Annotated in this window: 22 protein-coding genes; 20 read left to right on the top strand and 2 right to left on the bottom strand. The window is 68.0% G+C overall.

What is annotated here, in order from left to right; genetic code table 11:
• Positions 1-56 precede the first annotated feature (56 nt).
• From ACQP1V_RS42875 to ACQP1V_RS42910, 8 genes are all read left to right on the top strand, one after another.
• Positions 57-311, top strand: coding sequence for a hypothetical protein (locus ACQP1V_RS42875; RefSeq protein ID WP_433426423.1), 255 nt, complete (start codon positions 57-59; stop codon positions 309-311).
• Positions 286-807, top strand: coding sequence for a hypothetical protein (locus ACQP1V_RS42880; RefSeq protein WP_433426425.1), 522 nt, complete (start codon positions 286-288; stop codon positions 805-807). Before ACQP1V_RS42875 ends, ACQP1V_RS42880 begins: the two co-directional genes overlap by 26 nt.
• Before the next feature lie 14 nt (positions 808-821).
• Positions 822-1280, top strand: a complete 459-nt coding sequence (locus ACQP1V_RS42885; protein WP_433426427.1) for a hypothetical protein — start codon at positions 822-824, stop codon at positions 1278-1280.
• The gene (locus ACQP1V_RS42890) at positions 1280-2314 is read left to right on the top strand and encodes a hypothetical protein (RefSeq protein WP_433426428.1); all 1035 of its coding nucleotides are present in this window, start codon (positions 1280-1282) and stop codon (positions 2312-2314) included. Before ACQP1V_RS42885 ends, ACQP1V_RS42890 begins: the two co-directional genes overlap by 1 nt.
• A 14-nt stretch (positions 2315-2328) precedes the next feature.
• Positions 2329-4302 (top strand): hypothetical protein, encoded by a 1974-nt coding sequence (locus tag ACQP1V_RS42895; RefSeq protein ID WP_433426431.1) that lies wholly within the window; start codon positions 2329-2331, stop codon positions 4300-4302.
• Entirely contained in the window at positions 4299-4640 is a 342-nt protein-coding gene (locus tag ACQP1V_RS42900; RefSeq protein ID WP_433426434.1) for a hypothetical protein, read from the top strand. Before ACQP1V_RS42895 ends, ACQP1V_RS42900 begins: the two co-directional genes overlap by 4 nt.
• Before the next feature lie 437 nt (positions 4641-5077).
• Positions 5078-6295 (top strand): hypothetical protein, encoded by a 1218-nt coding sequence (locus tag ACQP1V_RS42905; protein ID WP_433426436.1) that lies wholly within the window; start codon positions 5078-5080, stop codon positions 6293-6295.
• A complete protein-coding gene (locus ACQP1V_RS42910) occupies positions 6292-6618 on the top strand; it encodes a hypothetical protein (RefSeq protein ID WP_433426438.1) in 327 nt (108 codons plus the stop codon). Before ACQP1V_RS42905 ends, ACQP1V_RS42910 begins: the two co-directional genes overlap by 4 nt.
• A gap of 401 nt (positions 6619-7019) precedes the next feature.
• On the opposite strand, the gene ACQP1V_RS42915 is transcribed toward ACQP1V_RS42910, so the two are convergent.
• Positions 7020-7412, bottom strand: coding sequence for a hypothetical protein (locus ACQP1V_RS42915; protein ID WP_433426440.1), 393 nt, complete (start codon positions 7410-7412; stop codon positions 7020-7022).
• Positions 7413-7719: 307 nt separating this feature from the next.
• Between ACQP1V_RS42915 and ACQP1V_RS42920 the strand changes: the two genes are divergently transcribed.
• Positions 7720-8001 carry a transposase family protein gene (locus ACQP1V_RS42920; protein WP_433426443.1) on the top strand — a complete coding sequence of 94 codons (282 nt, stop codon included), beginning with the start codon at positions 7720-7722 and terminating at the stop codon, positions 7999-8001.
• Positions 8002-8056: 55 nt separating this feature from the next.
• On the opposite strand, the gene ACQP1V_RS42925 is transcribed toward ACQP1V_RS42920, so the two are convergent.
• On the bottom strand, positions 8057-9052 hold the full coding sequence (locus tag ACQP1V_RS42925; RefSeq protein WP_433426446.1) for a hypothetical protein: 996 nt from the start codon (positions 9050-9052) through the stop codon (positions 8057-8059).
• Positions 9053-9434: 382 nt separating this feature from the next.
• Between ACQP1V_RS42925 and ACQP1V_RS42930 the strand changes: the two genes are divergently transcribed.
• The 11 genes from ACQP1V_RS42930 to ACQP1V_RS42980 all read left to right on the top strand — a co-directional run bounded on the left by ACQP1V_RS42930 (position 9435) and on the right by ACQP1V_RS42980 (position 14808).
• Positions 9435-9785 (top strand): hypothetical protein, encoded by a 351-nt coding sequence (locus ACQP1V_RS42930; protein ID WP_433426189.1) that lies wholly within the window; start codon positions 9435-9437, stop codon positions 9783-9785.
• An 85-nt stretch (positions 9786-9870) separates the two neighbouring features.
• The gene (locus tag ACQP1V_RS42935; protein ID WP_433426191.1) at positions 9871-10437 is read left to right on the top strand and encodes a hypothetical protein; all 567 of its coding nucleotides are present in this window, start codon (positions 9871-9873) and stop codon (positions 10435-10437) included.
• A complete protein-coding gene (locus tag ACQP1V_RS42940) occupies positions 10434-10694 on the top strand; it encodes a hypothetical protein (protein WP_433426193.1) in 261 nt (86 codons plus the stop codon). The genes ACQP1V_RS42935 and ACQP1V_RS42940 overlap by 4 nt, the downstream gene beginning before the upstream one ends.
• Before the next feature lie 316 nt (positions 10695-11010).
• Complete coding sequence (locus ACQP1V_RS42945) at positions 11011-11508, top strand: hypothetical protein (RefSeq protein ID WP_433426195.1); 498 nt, start codon at positions 11011-11013, stop codon at positions 11506-11508.
• A gap of 121 nt (positions 11509-11629) precedes the next feature.
• Entirely contained in the window at positions 11630-12502 is an 873-nt protein-coding gene (locus ACQP1V_RS42950; RefSeq protein WP_433426196.1) for a hypothetical protein, read from the top strand.
• 56 nt (positions 12503-12558) lie between these two features.
• The gene (locus ACQP1V_RS42955; RefSeq protein WP_433426198.1) at positions 12559-12813 is read left to right on the top strand and encodes a hypothetical protein; all 255 of its coding nucleotides are present in this window, start codon (positions 12559-12561) and stop codon (positions 12811-12813) included.
• Positions 12814-12823: 10 nt separating this feature from the next.
• Positions 12824-13102 (top strand): hypothetical protein, encoded by a 279-nt coding sequence (locus ACQP1V_RS42960; RefSeq protein WP_433426200.1) that lies wholly within the window; start codon positions 12824-12826, stop codon positions 13100-13102.
• 41 nt (positions 13103-13143) lie between these two features.
• Complete coding sequence (locus ACQP1V_RS42965) at positions 13144-13557, top strand: hypothetical protein (RefSeq protein ID WP_433426202.1); 414 nt, start codon at positions 13144-13146, stop codon at positions 13555-13557.
• A complete protein-coding gene (locus tag ACQP1V_RS42970) occupies positions 13554-13964 on the top strand; it encodes a hypothetical protein (RefSeq protein ID WP_433426204.1) in 411 nt (136 codons plus the stop codon). Before ACQP1V_RS42965 ends, ACQP1V_RS42970 begins: the two co-directional genes overlap by 4 nt.
• Positions 13961-14464, top strand: a complete 504-nt coding sequence (locus ACQP1V_RS42975; RefSeq protein ID WP_433426206.1) for a hypothetical protein — start codon at positions 13961-13963, stop codon at positions 14462-14464. The genes ACQP1V_RS42970 and ACQP1V_RS42975 overlap by 4 nt, the downstream gene beginning before the upstream one ends.
• A complete protein-coding gene (locus ACQP1V_RS42980; protein WP_433426208.1) occupies positions 14461-14808 on the top strand; it encodes a hypothetical protein in 348 nt (115 codons plus the stop codon). Before ACQP1V_RS42975 ends, ACQP1V_RS42980 begins: the two co-directional genes overlap by 4 nt.
• Positions 14809-14825 lie beyond the last annotated feature (17 nt).

Raw genomic sequence — 14825 nt, forward strand, 5'->3', positions numbered from 1 at the left:
CGAGACGAATCGTAACAACAGTCACAGACCGTAGTCACAAAGGGGGGTGGGTTCCCATGGCACGCAGGCGCATCGAGGTCCGCATGGAGCGCCGCGAAGACCGCTTCACCGCGGCGATGAACACCGCACCCACCGGCCAGGAGAAGGCCGATCTCGGCTGGGACTGGGTCCGCATCGAGATGGCGGTCCTGGCCCGGCTCAACCCGGTCAAGGCCGATAAGGCGTGGCGCGACCTGGCCGACTCGCTCGCGCAGGTCGCGAAGGAAGCAGCGAAGGAGGCAGACAGTGAAGATCGCGTCCCCGTTCACTGAGCAGCCTGTCGTCGAGGAGGTCCCACCCGAGGAGCCCGCCGTCGAGGTCCCGGCCGAGCAGGTGCGGCCGGTCGTACGGCGGCGCACGCTACGCGACCACATCAACGCCGGGTTCCCCGGTGTGATGGCCGCGCAGCTCCCCTCCATCGCGACCGTCCGCGCCCACCACAGGGAGAAGATGCACGTGTGGGAGGCCGTAGGCGCCTCCTACGGATGGTTCGCCGTCGCCTGGGTGTCGCTGTGGTCGGCCGTCGCCTGGCTCGGCGCAGGCCGGCCCGTCTCCGGTCTGCGCACGCTGTGGCGGTCCGGCCCCACGCGGGTGGTGTCGTCGCAGCTTCCCCCGCTCGACGAGCTGCACCCGGTCGCTGCCGTGTGGGTGGCGCTCTGGTCGCTCGTCGCCTGGTGCGGCATCAAGTGGAGCCGCATGCTCGGCATCCTCGTGTTCGCCGCGCTGATCCTCACCCCGATCCTGCTTTCCTCCTCCTCTCTCTCCTGAAAGGGCATCCCCTCATGGCCTGGTACTACATCGTCAGCGCCGTCTGCCTCGGCTTCGGCCTGGTGTTCGGCGGGTTCCGTCGCCGCAAGAAGGGCGACGGCGAGTCGAAGGGCAAGCCGCGCGGCAAGCTCGGCGTGGTCGCGGCGATCCTGCTGCTCATCGCGAGCTTCTGCGGGTTCCTCAGCCCGGCCGGCGGCTGGGCCGCCAGCTTCGGTAACTGGCTGGCCGTCTCCTTCTGGCTGGCTGCGTTCGTGCTGATCGCGGCGTCGGCGTTCCTCGGCGCGGGCACCTGGCTGGACCTGAAGGACGGTGTCCCCGACCGGCCCACGCTGATCGCGTGCATGGTCGGCCCGTTCCTCATCGGCGCCGCCCTCGGCGCGATCTACGGGGCGGACATCCACTCGCAGATCGTCCAGCAGGTCGAGCTCGGCCGGACCGGACTCGTGACCGGTGTGCAGGCGGGCGGCCGCTGATGCAGACCGCCCTCGCCGCCGTCGTCACGTTGGTCATCCTCGCTGTGTCTATGGGGTACTACCTCAGCGTCAAGGGAGAGGACGCGGCGGGCCCGGTGGACGTGGTGGACGAGGCGACGCGGGGCCCGCTGCGGGAGGATGCCGAGCGGCTCAGTACCGACCTGGAGTCGGTGTCGAGGCCGACCCGCGTGTGGGTGTCCGTGCGGACCTCTCTCACGGTCGTCACCCGCGCCGCGTTGGAGCGCCGCCGCGGCGGCCGTGACGACACACCTGGCGACAGCGGTCCCGCTATCGCCAGGCCGCCGGTGGTGCCCGGCCCGGACATCACCGTGGAGGCCGAGGTGGTCAAGCCGAAGCCCGCCTCACCCGGCAGCGCCACGGTGCCGGGCGGGGCGCGGCCTATCCCGCTCGGCCCGGCCACCGCACCAGTCCCCGCTCCCGCGCCGGAACCGGCCTCCGAGGTCGTCGACGTCGAGATCGTCCCTCCCACCAAGCGGAACACCGACCCCCGCGCAGCGGTCATCGCCCTGGAAGGAATCGACATGAGCAACCTGCCCGCCAGCGGAGGAGGCGGCAGCAGCGCCCCAGCCATTCCCACCATCGGGGCGTTGAAAGTGGCGTTCGCGACCGGCGGCATCAGCCTGCTGCGGTCGTGGCTCCAGACGTTCCGCAACGCCAACAGCCGCGGCCTGGGCGACGCGCAGCGCCTGCACGACGACGCCATGGCCTACGCGCAGCAGACGCGACTCCGGTACCTGCAAGCGTGGCGGGCGTTCGAGGCGGTCGGGCAGGACAAGCTCGACCGGCAGACCGCCAACCACTTCCTGCAGATCCTCGAACGCGCGCACGCGGCCGCCGCCGCCGCGGCGAAGCTCACCCGCGCCACCGCGCAGAACGTCGTGGACGCGGGCGGTGTCGAACCCGCCGTCTCGCACGGCATCGGCGCGCTGAACCGCAACCACGGCGGCATCGAGGCGGCCGTGAAGGGCGCACCGGTCCGCCCGGTCCGTGACATGACCTGGTACGCGCAGTGATGAAGGAGGTTTCGGTGGCGACCAGCACCACCAACGAACCGCCCGCAGTCGACCAGCAGCCCGAGGACGGGTCGGTCGGTCGCGTGGAGGCGCTGGCCGCCGCCGTGGCCACCTTCAAGGACGCGGGCCGGCTCAGCTATCGGAACCGGTACGGCCTGGCCCCCTACGGTGCGCTCGCCGCGACTTGGGGCGGCGGCATGCTGCTGAACCTGACCGAGCAGCCGTGGTGGACTGGTGGTGCGGTCACCGCCGCGGCGGCCGGCTTGGCGTCGCTGTGGCCGAAGGTCCGCGCGGCCGCGCGGCGGCACCCGGTTCGGGTCCCGGCGGCGCTGCTGACCACCGCCGGGTACAGCGTGGCCGCGACCGTGGACAGCCCGTTCGGGTGGGCGCAGTCGGCGCTGTTCAGCGCTGGCCTGCTGGTGTCCGCGCCGTGGTGGTGGAAGTACCGGCTGCGCACCATCCGGCCCGAGCCCAAGCGGCGCGAGCTGGAGGCGGCGAAGCCGAAGGCGATCGAGGGCCCGGACGAGAACACGCTGCTGTGGGCCAAGAAGCCGGGCTCAGGCCGGGGCGTGCTGGCCGGGTCGTACCTGACGAACCGCACGCCGTTCCAGTACGGCACCCGCTACCGGATCATCCTGGAGGACCAGACCACCGAGGACGCGATGGAGGCCCGCGCCCGCATCGCGTCGGCGTACGGGAAGCCGCTGGAGCTGGTGTACGTCGAGGAGACGACGGACGGCGCGCAGAACGCCGCTGACCTGACGCTGCTCAACGAGATGGCTGTGCAGGACGTCCAGTACTGGACGGCCCCGACGCTCGACCCGCAGACGGGCATCATGTCGATCGGCCCGTACGCGGACGGCGCCGGCGAGGCGCGTATCCAGATCTGGGAGCCCGGTTCGGGTCCGCTGCCGATGCTGATCTGCGGCGCCATGCGGGTCGGGAAGTCCACGATCCTGCGGCTGCTGTTCACTGAGCTGTCGAACCTGGACCACGTGGTGCCGATGTTCTGCGACCCGCAGCGAGGCCAATCGTGCCCGGAGTGGATGAGCAACCTCGCCGAGGGCGCGGTCGCCCGCGGCGTGGAGGAGACGAAGGCGAAGCTGCTGCAGCTCCGCGAGGAGATGTACGCCCGCAACGCGATGCTCGCCGAACACGAGTGGACCGACGAGGACGGCGAGCAGCAGACCGGGAAGCACTCCTACACCCACCCGGGCATGTGCGGCCTGAACCTGCTGTACTGCTTCATCGACGAGGCGCACAAGGTGCTGGCCTACGACGACATCGCCGAGCTGGTGCAGGAGCTGCTGGCCGAGGGTTCCAAGGCGGGCATCATGCTGGGCCTGATCACGCAGGTGCCGACCGTCGACGAGCTCGGCAACGGCCGCATCCTGTCGCTGGTCACCTCCGGAAACGTGGTCCTGCTGCGCACGGGCGACGCCTACTCGGCGCGGTCGGCGCTGCAAGGCCGGATGCAGGTCGACGCCCACAAGATCCGGAAGTCGTTCCCGAACGGGCAGCCGACGAAGGGCCTGGGCTACGTGTACGGGTGGGAGCCGCGGCCGGTGTTGATGCGCGCCCGCGTGCAGGAGAAGCCGGCTCAGTGGGCGAAGTCAGCGCCGAGGAAGACGCTGGTGTGGATGGCGCACGGCAAGCGCACCACCTCGGAGACGACGGCCGCCGCACCGGCCGGGTCGGACGTGGCGGACGTGGCGGACCTGGACGCGTTGCTCGCGCAGGGCGCGCACCTGGGCAACGTCATCGAGTTCGCGCCGTTCACGCCCGAGCAGAAGCGGCAGTACGGCCAGCGGATCTACGACGCGTTGAAGGCCGGGGACGGCCCGTTGACGGGCGGTGACCTGATCGTCCGGACCGGTATCCCGGCCGCGACGGCGTTCCGGGTGCTTCAGGAGATGACGGGTGATCAGGCGTTGGTGAAGTCGGGGGACGACTACCGGCTCCCCGCGGTGGAGGAGGTTGCACAGTGACGATGCGCGTTGAGGCTCGGAGAGTGCGCCAGGTCGAGGGTGCCGCGGTCCGCGTCGCCGTCCGCGTCGCGGCGGCGGCGGCGTGGCTGGTGGTTGTCCGGGCGGCTGCGCCGCTCGTGGAGGTGCACAGGGTGGACCCGATGGTGCCGCTGGTTGTCCTCGGCACCTGCGCGGTGCTGGCGGCGTTGGAACGGCGGGGCGCGGGCCCGGTCGGGATCACGTTGACCGTTGGCGCGTTGTGGCTGCTGGCGGCGACGTCGTGGGGTGAGGTCGGCGGGAGCGTGCTGTTGGTGTCGGCCGGTGTGGTCGTCTCGGTGCCGAGGAGCATCCGTGTGTGATCTTGCTCCGTCGTTTTGTGTCGATCCTTATATCTACGCGCGGAGCGTCTCGAACGTCAGCGTGTGTCGCGCTATGGTGAGTTCTAGCGCGTCTGTTGCGTCAGGAGTGTCGCGGTGGGTCATACTCAGTGCGACACGCCCGGCGGAACCCCCACTCGCGGCGACATGACGTGTGGAATGCTTGCCCCCGAACTACACCTGCGTAACTCCAACCCCACCGGAGCCGCCTGAAGGCAAAAAGAAAACGCCCCCCGCGTAGGGGAGCGCCAGACACAACTTCATACGCATCATCATCATCTTCGTTTCACCGTAGTGATCAGCTCCTAGGTTTGGCCGCCAGGGAGAGCCGATCGCTCGGGTGAAGCATCTTCCGTTTGGAGAGAACCATAGCATCCCGCCAAACGTTCAGTCCTTCACGCCCGCAAATCGGCGGTTCCGTGTGTCGCCTGAACGTCCCCAAACCACGGCAGGGACGGGCTTCACGCTCGCCTGCCCCGGCGCTCGCCGCCGTCTCCGACCTCCCCGACCTGCTCGCCCCGCTCACCAAGCAGGTGGTGCTCGGCGCTGTCCCCGAGGGGATGCGCCGCGCGACTTCGCAGCAGGAGTTCACGCGCGCCGTCAAGGAGCACGGCGACGCGCTCGCGCTGCGCTGCCACGGCTACCGCAACCTGATGTTGGTGGCCACCAAGCTGTCCGACTGGGCCGACTGGACCACGCTCACGACCCGGCCGACCGAGCAGCGGATCGCCGACGACACCGACCTTGCGCTGTCCACGGTGAAGCGGTGGGTGCGGTGGCTGCGTGAGCGTGGCTTCCTCGGCACCGTGGAGGAGGGCACGACCGTCCGGTTCCGGAAGGGCACCAGGTGCGGCCTCGACGATGACGGCCTGGGGAACCGGGCGGCGGTGTGGGTGCTGTGCGTCCCTGCTCCTGAGCTGGACGAAGAGCACGCGCGCACCGACACGCTTACCGACAAAACGACAACTGAACCCCCTTCATGTACTTCCCGTAGGGGAGTACATGAAGGTCCTACGCGCGCGCGAGAAAGATCATCTTCTCGTCGTAGGAACCGAATCTCAACGACGGACGGGCCCGCCGCCACGCCGGGGACTCGCAAGCACGCACTCCAGATCGCCCAGAAGCTCCACGACACCGACCCGGTCGTGGCGCGGCTGTCTCCGTGGTACATCCGGCATCTGACCAGGGACTTCGTCGCTGCTGGATGGAGCGCCGACGACGTGCAGCACGCCCTGAACCACCACCCGGACGGGACGGAGTGGACCTACACCTGGACCAGCCGCGACCAGATCCGCAACGTCCCCGGCTGGGTACGGTTCCGGCTGTCGGCCTGGCTCGATGACGGCCGGCCCGTGCCCGGTAAGTCGCAGCGGCTCGCGGCCGCGGCCGCCGAACTGCGTGCGCAGCAGGAGGCGTGGCGGCGTGAGCGGGAGGAGCAGCGGGCGCGGGCGGGTCTCGACCCGATTCAGCGTGAGCCGGTGCTGAGCAGGGCGGAAGCGCTCGCCCCGCCGCCCGTGCAGGCTGCGGCGCCTGCTGCTCCGTCCGAGTCGTACCGGTCGGTGCGGGCAGAGATGGAGCGCAAGCGGCGCGAGCGTGAGGCGTTGCAGCTCGCCGAGATGAGGAGGCTCGGGGCATGAGCACGGAGTGGAACTCTCAGCGGGCGCGGGAGCTGCTGGCCGCCTCGTCGCCGGGTGCCGCCCGCGCGATGCGTGCGCGCGAGCAGGAAGCCGCTCGGCGCCGCCGGACGGTGGAGGAGTGGCGGTGGCAGGTGGTCGACAAGCTGGCGCAGCAGGCGATCGAGGGCCAGTCCCCGCTTGTCGAGGCCTCGCCGCCGGCTGAGGAGGCCGAGGTGGTGGACGAGGAGGCGGAGCGGCGGCGGAAGTCGTTGGCGCTGGCGCGGATGCGGGCCCGTGCGGAACGCGCGAACCGACAAAACGACAAATCCGAATCTACGACGTAAAGCCGGGGCGGACGCACAACCCCACCGAGCACCACGCCGGCGGCGCGGTCTCGGCTCCCCCTCTTACCGGACATGCGGGCACAGGTCGGCACGTCGATGACCAGAAGTCCAGCCCCGTACGGCGGGGCAGGGGTGCGCGGGCTCGGCCGCAGGACCGCCGGGCGCGGCTTTACAGCGTAGATTTTGACGGTTTGTCGGTGGTGGGCGCGCGCCACGTCAGTGTTGGATTTCCTGGCCAAGGTCGTGTGACGACCACCAGTTCGGCACGGACACAGTCGGGATGTTGAGGCAGCATGGGCCGCAGTTGAGCCGCGCGCCGGGCCGGAAACCCGAGCGTAAACCCCCAGGTCAACAACTCAGGCGGGCGGTTAGCTGCGGTCACGAAAAGACTTCGCTAGAAACTACATATTCATATTCGTAAAATCAAACTCCCACGAGGGGGCGTCGCCAGTAAAGATGAAATATGGATCGCCAAACTCCTTTATCAGAACAGCCTCCTCGCCGCTATCGAGTCCATACGTGACGAGAAGACCGTTCATCTTCCAATTGTCACCCGAAATACCGCCACCTCCTTTGTATTTGATACTGAAAGATCGGAGGTCACTCAATTTTGGCGGGTTATCTATATCGATCAGCAATGTTTCCAAATGAACACTATAATTGGGCCAGTTGGCTCCATTGTTTAGGCTGACTGATTTGCTCAAAGTATTTGCACCCGCAACGTGAGTTACATAAGCCGTGGCATAGGAACCTTGACGAATATCATCGTCTCCTAGCGTGATCACAATATTCAATTGGGATACTGTCTGATTAATATTCACCATGCTTCTCAAGCCCTCACAGAGATCCACTTCTGGCGGTTAGTCGAATGACGCTCACGCCATCCGCTCAAACGTCCGGCATATATGCCGCGCCTGACCCGGCCACACCCACTGCGCCGGAGCCCTTCCGTATCCCGACACCTTCCCCCTGTCTGCGAGATTAAATTCAAGGCCCACCAAACAGAGCGCCAACAAGGGAGGACCCCAAATGCGCGTTCAGACGAGCTGGTGACGGTCGAGCTGGCCGAGCTGCCGGACGCGGGCGCGGTGCGCCAAGGCCATGCCCGTCCTGGCCGACCCCGGCTATCAAGGCGCAGGTCACGGCATCGTCGTTCCGTTCAAGCAACCCGCTGATGGCAATATGCTCAGCGTCGATAACCGCACCCGCAACGCCCTACAACGAGCGCTACGCAGCCTCGGCGAACGCGGCTTCGCCCTCCTCACCGAACGCTGGACGGCCCTGAAGCACACCTCGCTCAGCCCCAGCCGGATCGGCGACCTTGTACGCGCCGCACTCGTTCTCGTCCACTTCGAACACGACGGATCAGCTGAAATTCACTGAGAAAACATCAGTCAAAGTCGACTCTCTCGCGCCGCGTTGACGTCGGATGAGACTGTCAGGACACTATCGACACGTCTACGTACCCAACATTGATGTAGAAGGACGGGTCCCTGAAGATGTCGACTAGCGCCTCCGAGTTTTCGAAGGCGAAGAAGTCGAGGGTGATGGTTACGCAGAACAACACGCTGCTGCCGGCGGGCGCGACTGCGGTCGCGGGGACATGCACGGTGGGCAAATCGTAGATGGGGCCACCGTCGTAGGCACCCAGGCCGTCGAACCAATCCGTTTGGGCGGACCGTGTGGGGCTTGTATAAACCTCTCCTTTGTAGACCTGAGTGTCGGTCGAGGTGCCCACCACAATGTCGATACTGACGTAGTACCTGGCCTCCGCATATGTGGGGTCTATGCCACCACCCGCGAAGGCCGAGCTCATCCCGACGAGGGCCGGGGTCGTTTTCGCACCCACGGTGACGTCGGCGTCGGCAGTCCAGCGGAACACATAGTTGGCGTTCAACAGGGGAGGTATGGGGGCATCATTCGATGGCTTCGTATGAGCGAGTAGGTAAATGAAGTTCTTCCACTCGCCTAGAAAGTTTTTGCGTCCGTAGAGCTCGTACTCGTCCTCGACAACATAGTTATCGGACGGGGTGAAGCTTAGGTCCGCTGCGGTTTTGAGAAGCAGACGCCGGACCATCCCCGCCTGTGGTGGCGGCCCGATCAGTCGCTGCGGCGCACCGGCGCGCTGCGCCAAGGTCTCCTGGCGCTGGTTGACCGTCGCAGCCCATTCAGCGATCACGGTCCGCTGCTTCTCCATGAAGTCCTGGACCGCGGCCGTGTCCTGCTCGACCAGTTCCGTCAGCCTCGCGTCGTCGATGTCACAGAGGGACTGCATCTGACGCCAGATGCGTTCACGTTCTGGGGCGAAGAGACCTTGCCGGCGTTGCCGGTCGAGCCGCTGCTCGTGCTCTAGCTTGCGAACGAAGTCCCGCTCGCCGTTGCGGGCTTCGATCGCCTCTTTCCACATCCGTCGTTCCTCTTTAGTAAGCGACATGTCACGCACGGTAGCAAGTGGCGAGGCTTTGTGACGCAATGGCGGCATAAAGCCACAAATCGGAACTGGCAAAGAGGGGCGGCCGCGCCCACCGGAATTCTCGGCCGAAGCTACGGGGGCCCCTGGCGGATCTCGCGAAATCACCTCTACGCGCGCACCATTTCAACGGAGAGACGCGAGAAGACGCATCCGGTGTATCTGGTGCGTCAAGCACTTCGGAGTGCTTAGAGAGCGTTTGAGACGGTAACCGAACCGTGACCAGCGGAAACGATCGCTACTCACCTTAATGTATGTTCTTGTCTCCGGTTGTGGTAGCGTTGCATCAACGCAAGCAACCAATCGAGAACACCACCTGACCAGCAACAACACGACGGGAGCCCCGATGACCGCCACCGCCGCGACCACCATCCCCACCGTGTGTGACGCCCGCGACGCCGCCCGCAAGGCGAGCGCGACCACCACCCACGTGCTCGACGCCATCGCCTGGACCGCCGCCAGCAACGCCGCCCACTACGTCACCAAGGACTGGGAGTTCCGGCTCCAGCGGGCAACCGAACTCGTCCGCAACATCGCACTCGCCCGGATCGTCAAGGACGCCGAATACCACGGTTTCGACCTCGACGACGGCTTCACCTACGACGAGCTCCCCGAGATCTTCGCCGCCCAAGTCACCTTGTTCGCCGCAGCGGGCGTGATGGACTGGCTCAACAGGCTCGACCAGATGGCCTACTGATAGCGCCTGATAGCGCTACCGCAATCGACATCCGGCCCCGCGAACCCCGAGTTCGCGGGGCCGCCGCATTCTCAAGGAGAACCAGATGGACACGATGACCAGGCTCACCCGCGCCGAACTGCTGCAGGGCGTCGCGGAGGTCCGCGACGCGGGCGGCACCGCCACACACATGCTCCACACGATCGCCCGCATGACGGCCGGGCCGGCCGGGACGGACTTCGAGCACCACCTGGCGAACGTCCTGGACACGGCGAGCTCCTACTTCGACGACCTGTCCAGCCAGCACGAGCGCAACACCGGCAGCACGCCCTATCCGCCGGAGGCTTCGTTCGACGACCTGGTCGGCGATGACCAGACGACGGTCATCGGGCACGTCGTCAACGAGTTCGGCGAGCTGGACCAGCCGGACGAGCCGCCTGCGCCGATCGCGCTCGCTGACCACCTGCTCGACGGCGTCCGCAAGGCAGCCGCGCTCAGGACCGAGTACGGCGACACCTTCACCGGGGTGTACTCCCGCGCCCGCATGGCGCTGTTCGCGCTCCTGCGGACACAGAGCGTCTCGGCCGACCTCGCCACGGAGAGCATCAACCACGCGCTGGAGTCCGGCAAGGGCATCGCCGAGGCCGTCGCGTACATGGACGGCCAGCTGTGAACGCGCCGACGCTGGACACCAGCACCCGCGGCATCGCCGAGCACCTGCTGGAGACGCTGCGGCTGCTCGACCGGGCCGACGACCAGCGGCTTGCCGTCCAGCACGAGGGCGCCTACGGCGACGTGCGCGAGGCCCTGATCAAGGTCCTGCGCACGCAGGGCTGGGGCCGCGGGATGGCGGACGAGGCGATCAGCCACGCGATGCTCGACGGCTGCTCGATGTACGACGCGATGCTCGCCACCCCCGCCAACCGATAGCGGACCCGCAATCAACTGATCGGCGAAGGCCCCGCGACCCCCACGGTCGCGGGGCCGCCTCATCCCAGCCAGGAGGAACAAGGCCCGGCGGTAAGAATCGCGTCACACGGCCCAAACGAGCGGCGTCGCCGCAGGTCACGGTGCGCGACTGCGCCACCCGCCGAGGGCAGGTTTCGGTCCGGGCGTTCGGGGATGAGTCAGGCGCTCTGCGGCACGATGACGCCGGGTCGGGTGTTTCCGCAGGTCGCGTTGCTCGCTAACAGCTTTTATGTCAAGCCGTCCGGGAGACCCCGGTTACGCTCTGTCGCTTTGGGGCGTGCGGCTCGATTCTTACCGGCACCCCAACAACGTGCAGGACACCATGGGGAAGGTCGAGCTCAAGGGCAAGGGCCTGAGCATCGTCGTCTACCGCGACGGGCAGCACATCGGGCGCGTGTGGTGGAACGCCGCCAGCGAGGAATACATCGCTGAGACGGCCAGCGGCGTCGTGATCGGGGAGGACCCGCTGCGGGTCACAGCCATCGACATGGTTACTGGCTGGGTCAGCGGCGAGATCGCCCAGCAGGTCCGCGACGGCATCGCTGAAATGTTCGGTGCGGACCCCGACTACGCACCCCAGGTGATGGATGCCGATTGGGACGGCGGCGCCGGCCGGGTCATCGTCTGGGAGCACTTCCCCGACTGGGCGTACCTGGTGCCACACGGCGGCGAGTCCCACTACGTCGGTGGCAAGGAGTTCGGGCCGATGACCCTGCCCGCGGGGGTGTGGGTCGAGCCGGTCAACGCCTGGAGCGTCCGCGTCCTGCCCTTGTGAAACGACGATGGCCGGGCCCGCCACAGACCCGGCCATCCAACACCGCAAAGCCCCGGAATCTCCTCGCCACGGGGAGAACCAGTGGCCCCAGCGTAACGCACCGGATCTACCCAGGAGTGACGTGAAGCGCATCACCGCCCCCACTTCCAGCTACCTGCTCGAACTGCCCGGCCACGACTGGTACGAGTCGCGTGTCACCGGCCTGCGCGACGCCCGCAACACCCTCCACGCGGCTCGCCAGGCGGGCCTCACGATGAAGGTCACCCGGATCGTCAAGCTCCGGACGGCGAACGCCTGCTCCTGGTGCAGGGCACGGCCCCGCGCCTGGGACTGGGACTGCGACGGCGCCTACGAGGACGCCGTGTGCGACTCCGACCAGTGCCGCGAGGGCCGCCGCCTGGCCGACGACGGCATCATCGCTTACCCGTCCTACCAGCGGACCGACCAGTCGCCGCGGCTCGTCCAGCCCATCCGTGTCAGGAGCACGGACACCCCGAGACCGGGCGTCGTCACGGTGGACGAGTGGAACGACATCACCTGCCTGTGCGGCAACATCCCCTCCTACGCCGGGTTCCACGAATGCCTCCCCGGTGGTGCTCTCGTTGGGCCTGACCACCCGCAGTGGAACGGCCTGTGGTGGTGCGCTGGCGTCGGCTGTCCCGGCGTCATCGTCGACTGCCGGTACCTCGACCGCGTCCAGGTGGAGAGCATCACCGACGCCTTCCCCGTCGAGTGGCACGACCAGTGCGGCGACTGCACGGCGCACAAGGACGCGCCGCCGATGGAGCACAGCGTCGGCTGCACCATCCACTGGACCACGCCGGGGGAGGCCGACGAGCCGACGAACACGCTCCCCGACGAGCTGGACTGCTACGCCTGCAACGGGTTCACCGGTGTCGGCGTGAAGCGCAGGGTGGTCGCGCTGGGGGACGTGGTCGACCGGGCCGACCCCACCCAGACCTACAAGCTGGCCTGCGGCCACACCGCCATCTAGCGACCCCCGCCCGCCTCGCGCCCGCCGGCGCGGGGCGGGCACCCCGAGGAGACCCCGTGCGAAACGAGTTCCTCCACCAGGAGCAGGGCTACGCCTACGCGGCGGTCAGCCCCGAGGGCGGCCGGAACATCTACGTCACCGGCCGCCCATGCATGAGGTGCGCGCCCCGAGCGGACGACCCGAACAACACCCGGCCCGCCCCGTGCGAGTGGGCGCGGGCGCACGCCTGGAACACCGTCAACAACTGGGGTGGAGGCGCGTACGTGCAGCGCATCCCCATCACCGAGCTCCCGCCCGAGCTCCGACCCTGAAAGGCACACCATGCCCCTCGCACCGAACCGCACCGCCGCCCAGATCATCGGGCGGCTCCGCGCGGCCGGGTTCACCGTGAACATCCCCGCCGAGCCGTACCGCCGCGTCTACTCGATCCCGATCAGCCGCGGCATGTACTTCGGCGTCCTCGACGTCAGCGCGGACAAGGGCCGCGCCCTGCGGATCTCGCTCACCTGGCAGCCGAACAACACCAACCGGAAGAGGTCGGGCGCGTCCGAGATCATCGGGCTCCTCAACTGCCTGCCCCAGTACGGCTGGACGAACTGACCCCCGTCATCGACCTGATCACCGAATAGGAGAACCCCCGAATGAGCCCGACCGTTACCGGTCTGCTGATCACCACCGACGTCGACCCCGGCCACCGCGTCGTCCTCCTGACTGAGGGGGGAGAGCTGGACCGGCCGTACCTGTCCGGCTGCCTCACGGTCGGCGACGGCGACAGCGACGCCGAAGTTGTCGACGTCGAGGACTTCCCGGAGCACCACCTGCTGGTGGCCCGTCTCGCTTACCCCGGCGACCGGCCACGCAACACCGTCGCCGCCGCGCTGCTCGACCAGCACATGACCCCGGCCGCGAACCGGTGGTGGCTCGACCTGCGCGGCGCTGTCGTCCTGGTCGGCCTGTCCGACGACGGAGCCCCGGCCGACGTCCCCGGCAGCGTGCTCGACGCGGCCGAGCGCGTCAGCGACGCCGTCCACTCCGAGGGGAGGAACGCCAGGTGAACCGGAACGTCATCGAGACGAAGGGCCGCCTGTGCGGCTGGTCCGTGGAGTACCGCCGCGAGCCGGAATGCACCGCGCTGGTGTTCACCCGCGACGACTGGGAGCTGTACGTCGCCTACGACGGCGAGGGCAAGGCGATCTCGGCCTCGCTGACCTACCCCGGCAGCGGCTACCCCTGCCACCTGTCGCTGGGCCTGGTGTCGCGGTACCTGCAGGGCAACCGCGTTCAGATGTCGGCCTACCGGCGGCGCCAGCGCATCGTGTGCGGCGACAAGGCGGGCGTGGTGCAGGACATCATCCCCGACGACCGGTTCCGGGTGCGGCTGGTCGTCCACTACGACGACGGCGGCGGCGTGGGTGAGCCGTACACCACGCACGTCCGCGCCGAGGAAGAGGTGACGGTGTGAGGGACATGAAGCCGATCCGGCGGCCGCTCGCGTTGCTGAACCACGCCATCTACCAGGACCCGGACGCCCAGCACACCTACGTGCTGGCCCCGCACGCCGACCTCGGCAGGGAGTTCCACGTCCCTGTCTGCCCGAAGCTCAAGGGCGTCAGCGAGACCAGCGAGGTGACTGGCGTCTACGACCGCATCTTCAACATCCCGGCCAAGGTGTGGCCGTGCAGCTACTGCCAGCCGCATGGGCGGCACAAGGTGACACTGCCGGACGGCTCCGACCGGTACCGGCCGCAAGGCCCGATCGCGTACGGCACCCACGGTGACCGGCTGGTGGAGCACGGCGAGTACGCCCTGTGCGACCAGTCCCGAGGCACGTGGCGGGTCCGCGAGTGGGCCGCTGACGGGCCGGCCGCGCTCGCCCGCGCCGCCGAGCTCGGCGTGAAGGTGATCCTCGGCCCGCCGCACGCCCGCTATGGGCTCCCGATCGGGCCAGAGGGGGAGCAGTGACCGCGCCCACCACGCCGGTCAAGGTCGAGCACGTCATCGTCCCCCTGGCCAAGGGCACGGAGCTGGACACGGCGGTGCTGGAAGGTGTCCTGCTCGGCACGGACGAGCCGAACTCGCTGGTGCGAGACGGCGTCCTGGTGTGCCCGTTCCCCGACTGCGGGGCGGCAGACCGGATCGTCGAAATCGACGTCGCGACCCGCGCCAACACGCTGGAGATCGTCGGGCCCGGAGAGATAGTCGCGGCCTGCGGCGACAGCCAGTTCGATGGCGACGGCTTCGAGTGCACCGCGTGCAGCCGCCGGGTGTCCCTGCCGGACGCCTTCGAGATCGTCGACTGGTGCTGACCGCGCCCGCTGATAGC

The organism is Microtetraspora malaysiensis (genome assembly GCF_050947145.1).
GTDB classification, from domain to species: domain Bacteria; phylum Actinomycetota; class Actinomycetes; order Streptosporangiales; family Streptosporangiaceae; genus Microtetraspora_A; species Microtetraspora_A malaysiensis.

What these genes read in the sequence shown, in the direction of transcription:
- ACQP1V_RS42875 (WP_433426423.1), top strand. Translation starts at nt 57, where the DNA reads ATGGCACGCAGGCGCATCGAGGTCCGCATGGAGCGCCGCGAAGACCGC.
- ACQP1V_RS42885 (WP_433426427.1), top strand. Translation starts at nt 822, where the DNA reads ATGGCCTGGTACTACATCGTCAGCGCCGTCTGCCTCGGCTTCGGCCTG.
- ACQP1V_RS42890 (WP_433426428.1), top strand. Translation starts at nt 1,280, where the DNA reads ATGCAGACCGCCCTCGCCGCCGTCGTCACGTTGGTCATCCTCGCTGTG.
- ACQP1V_RS42910 (WP_433426438.1), top strand. Translation starts at nt 6,292, where the DNA reads ATGAGCACGGAGTGGAACTCTCAGCGGGCGCGGGAGCTGCTGGCCGCC.
- ACQP1V_RS42920 (WP_433426443.1), top strand. Translation starts at nt 7,720, where the DNA reads ATGCCCGTCCTGGCCGACCCCGGCTATCAAGGCGCAGGTCACGGCATC.
- ACQP1V_RS42925 (WP_433426446.1), bottom strand. Translation starts at nt 9,052, where the DNA reads ATGTCGCTTACTAAAGAGGAACGACGGATGTGGAAAGAGGCGATCGAA.
- ACQP1V_RS42930 (WP_433426189.1), top strand. Translation starts at nt 9,435, where the DNA reads ATGACCGCCACCGCCGCGACCACCATCCCCACCGTGTGTGACGCCCGC.
- ACQP1V_RS42935 (WP_433426191.1), top strand. Translation starts at nt 9,871, where the DNA reads ATGGACACGATGACCAGGCTCACCCGCGCCGAACTGCTGCAGGGCGTC.
- ACQP1V_RS42960 (WP_433426200.1), top strand. Translation starts at nt 12,824, where the DNA reads ATGCCCCTCGCACCGAACCGCACCGCCGCCCAGATCATCGGGCGGCTC.
- ACQP1V_RS42965 (WP_433426202.1), top strand. Translation starts at nt 13,144, where the DNA reads ATGAGCCCGACCGTTACCGGTCTGCTGATCACCACCGACGTCGACCCC.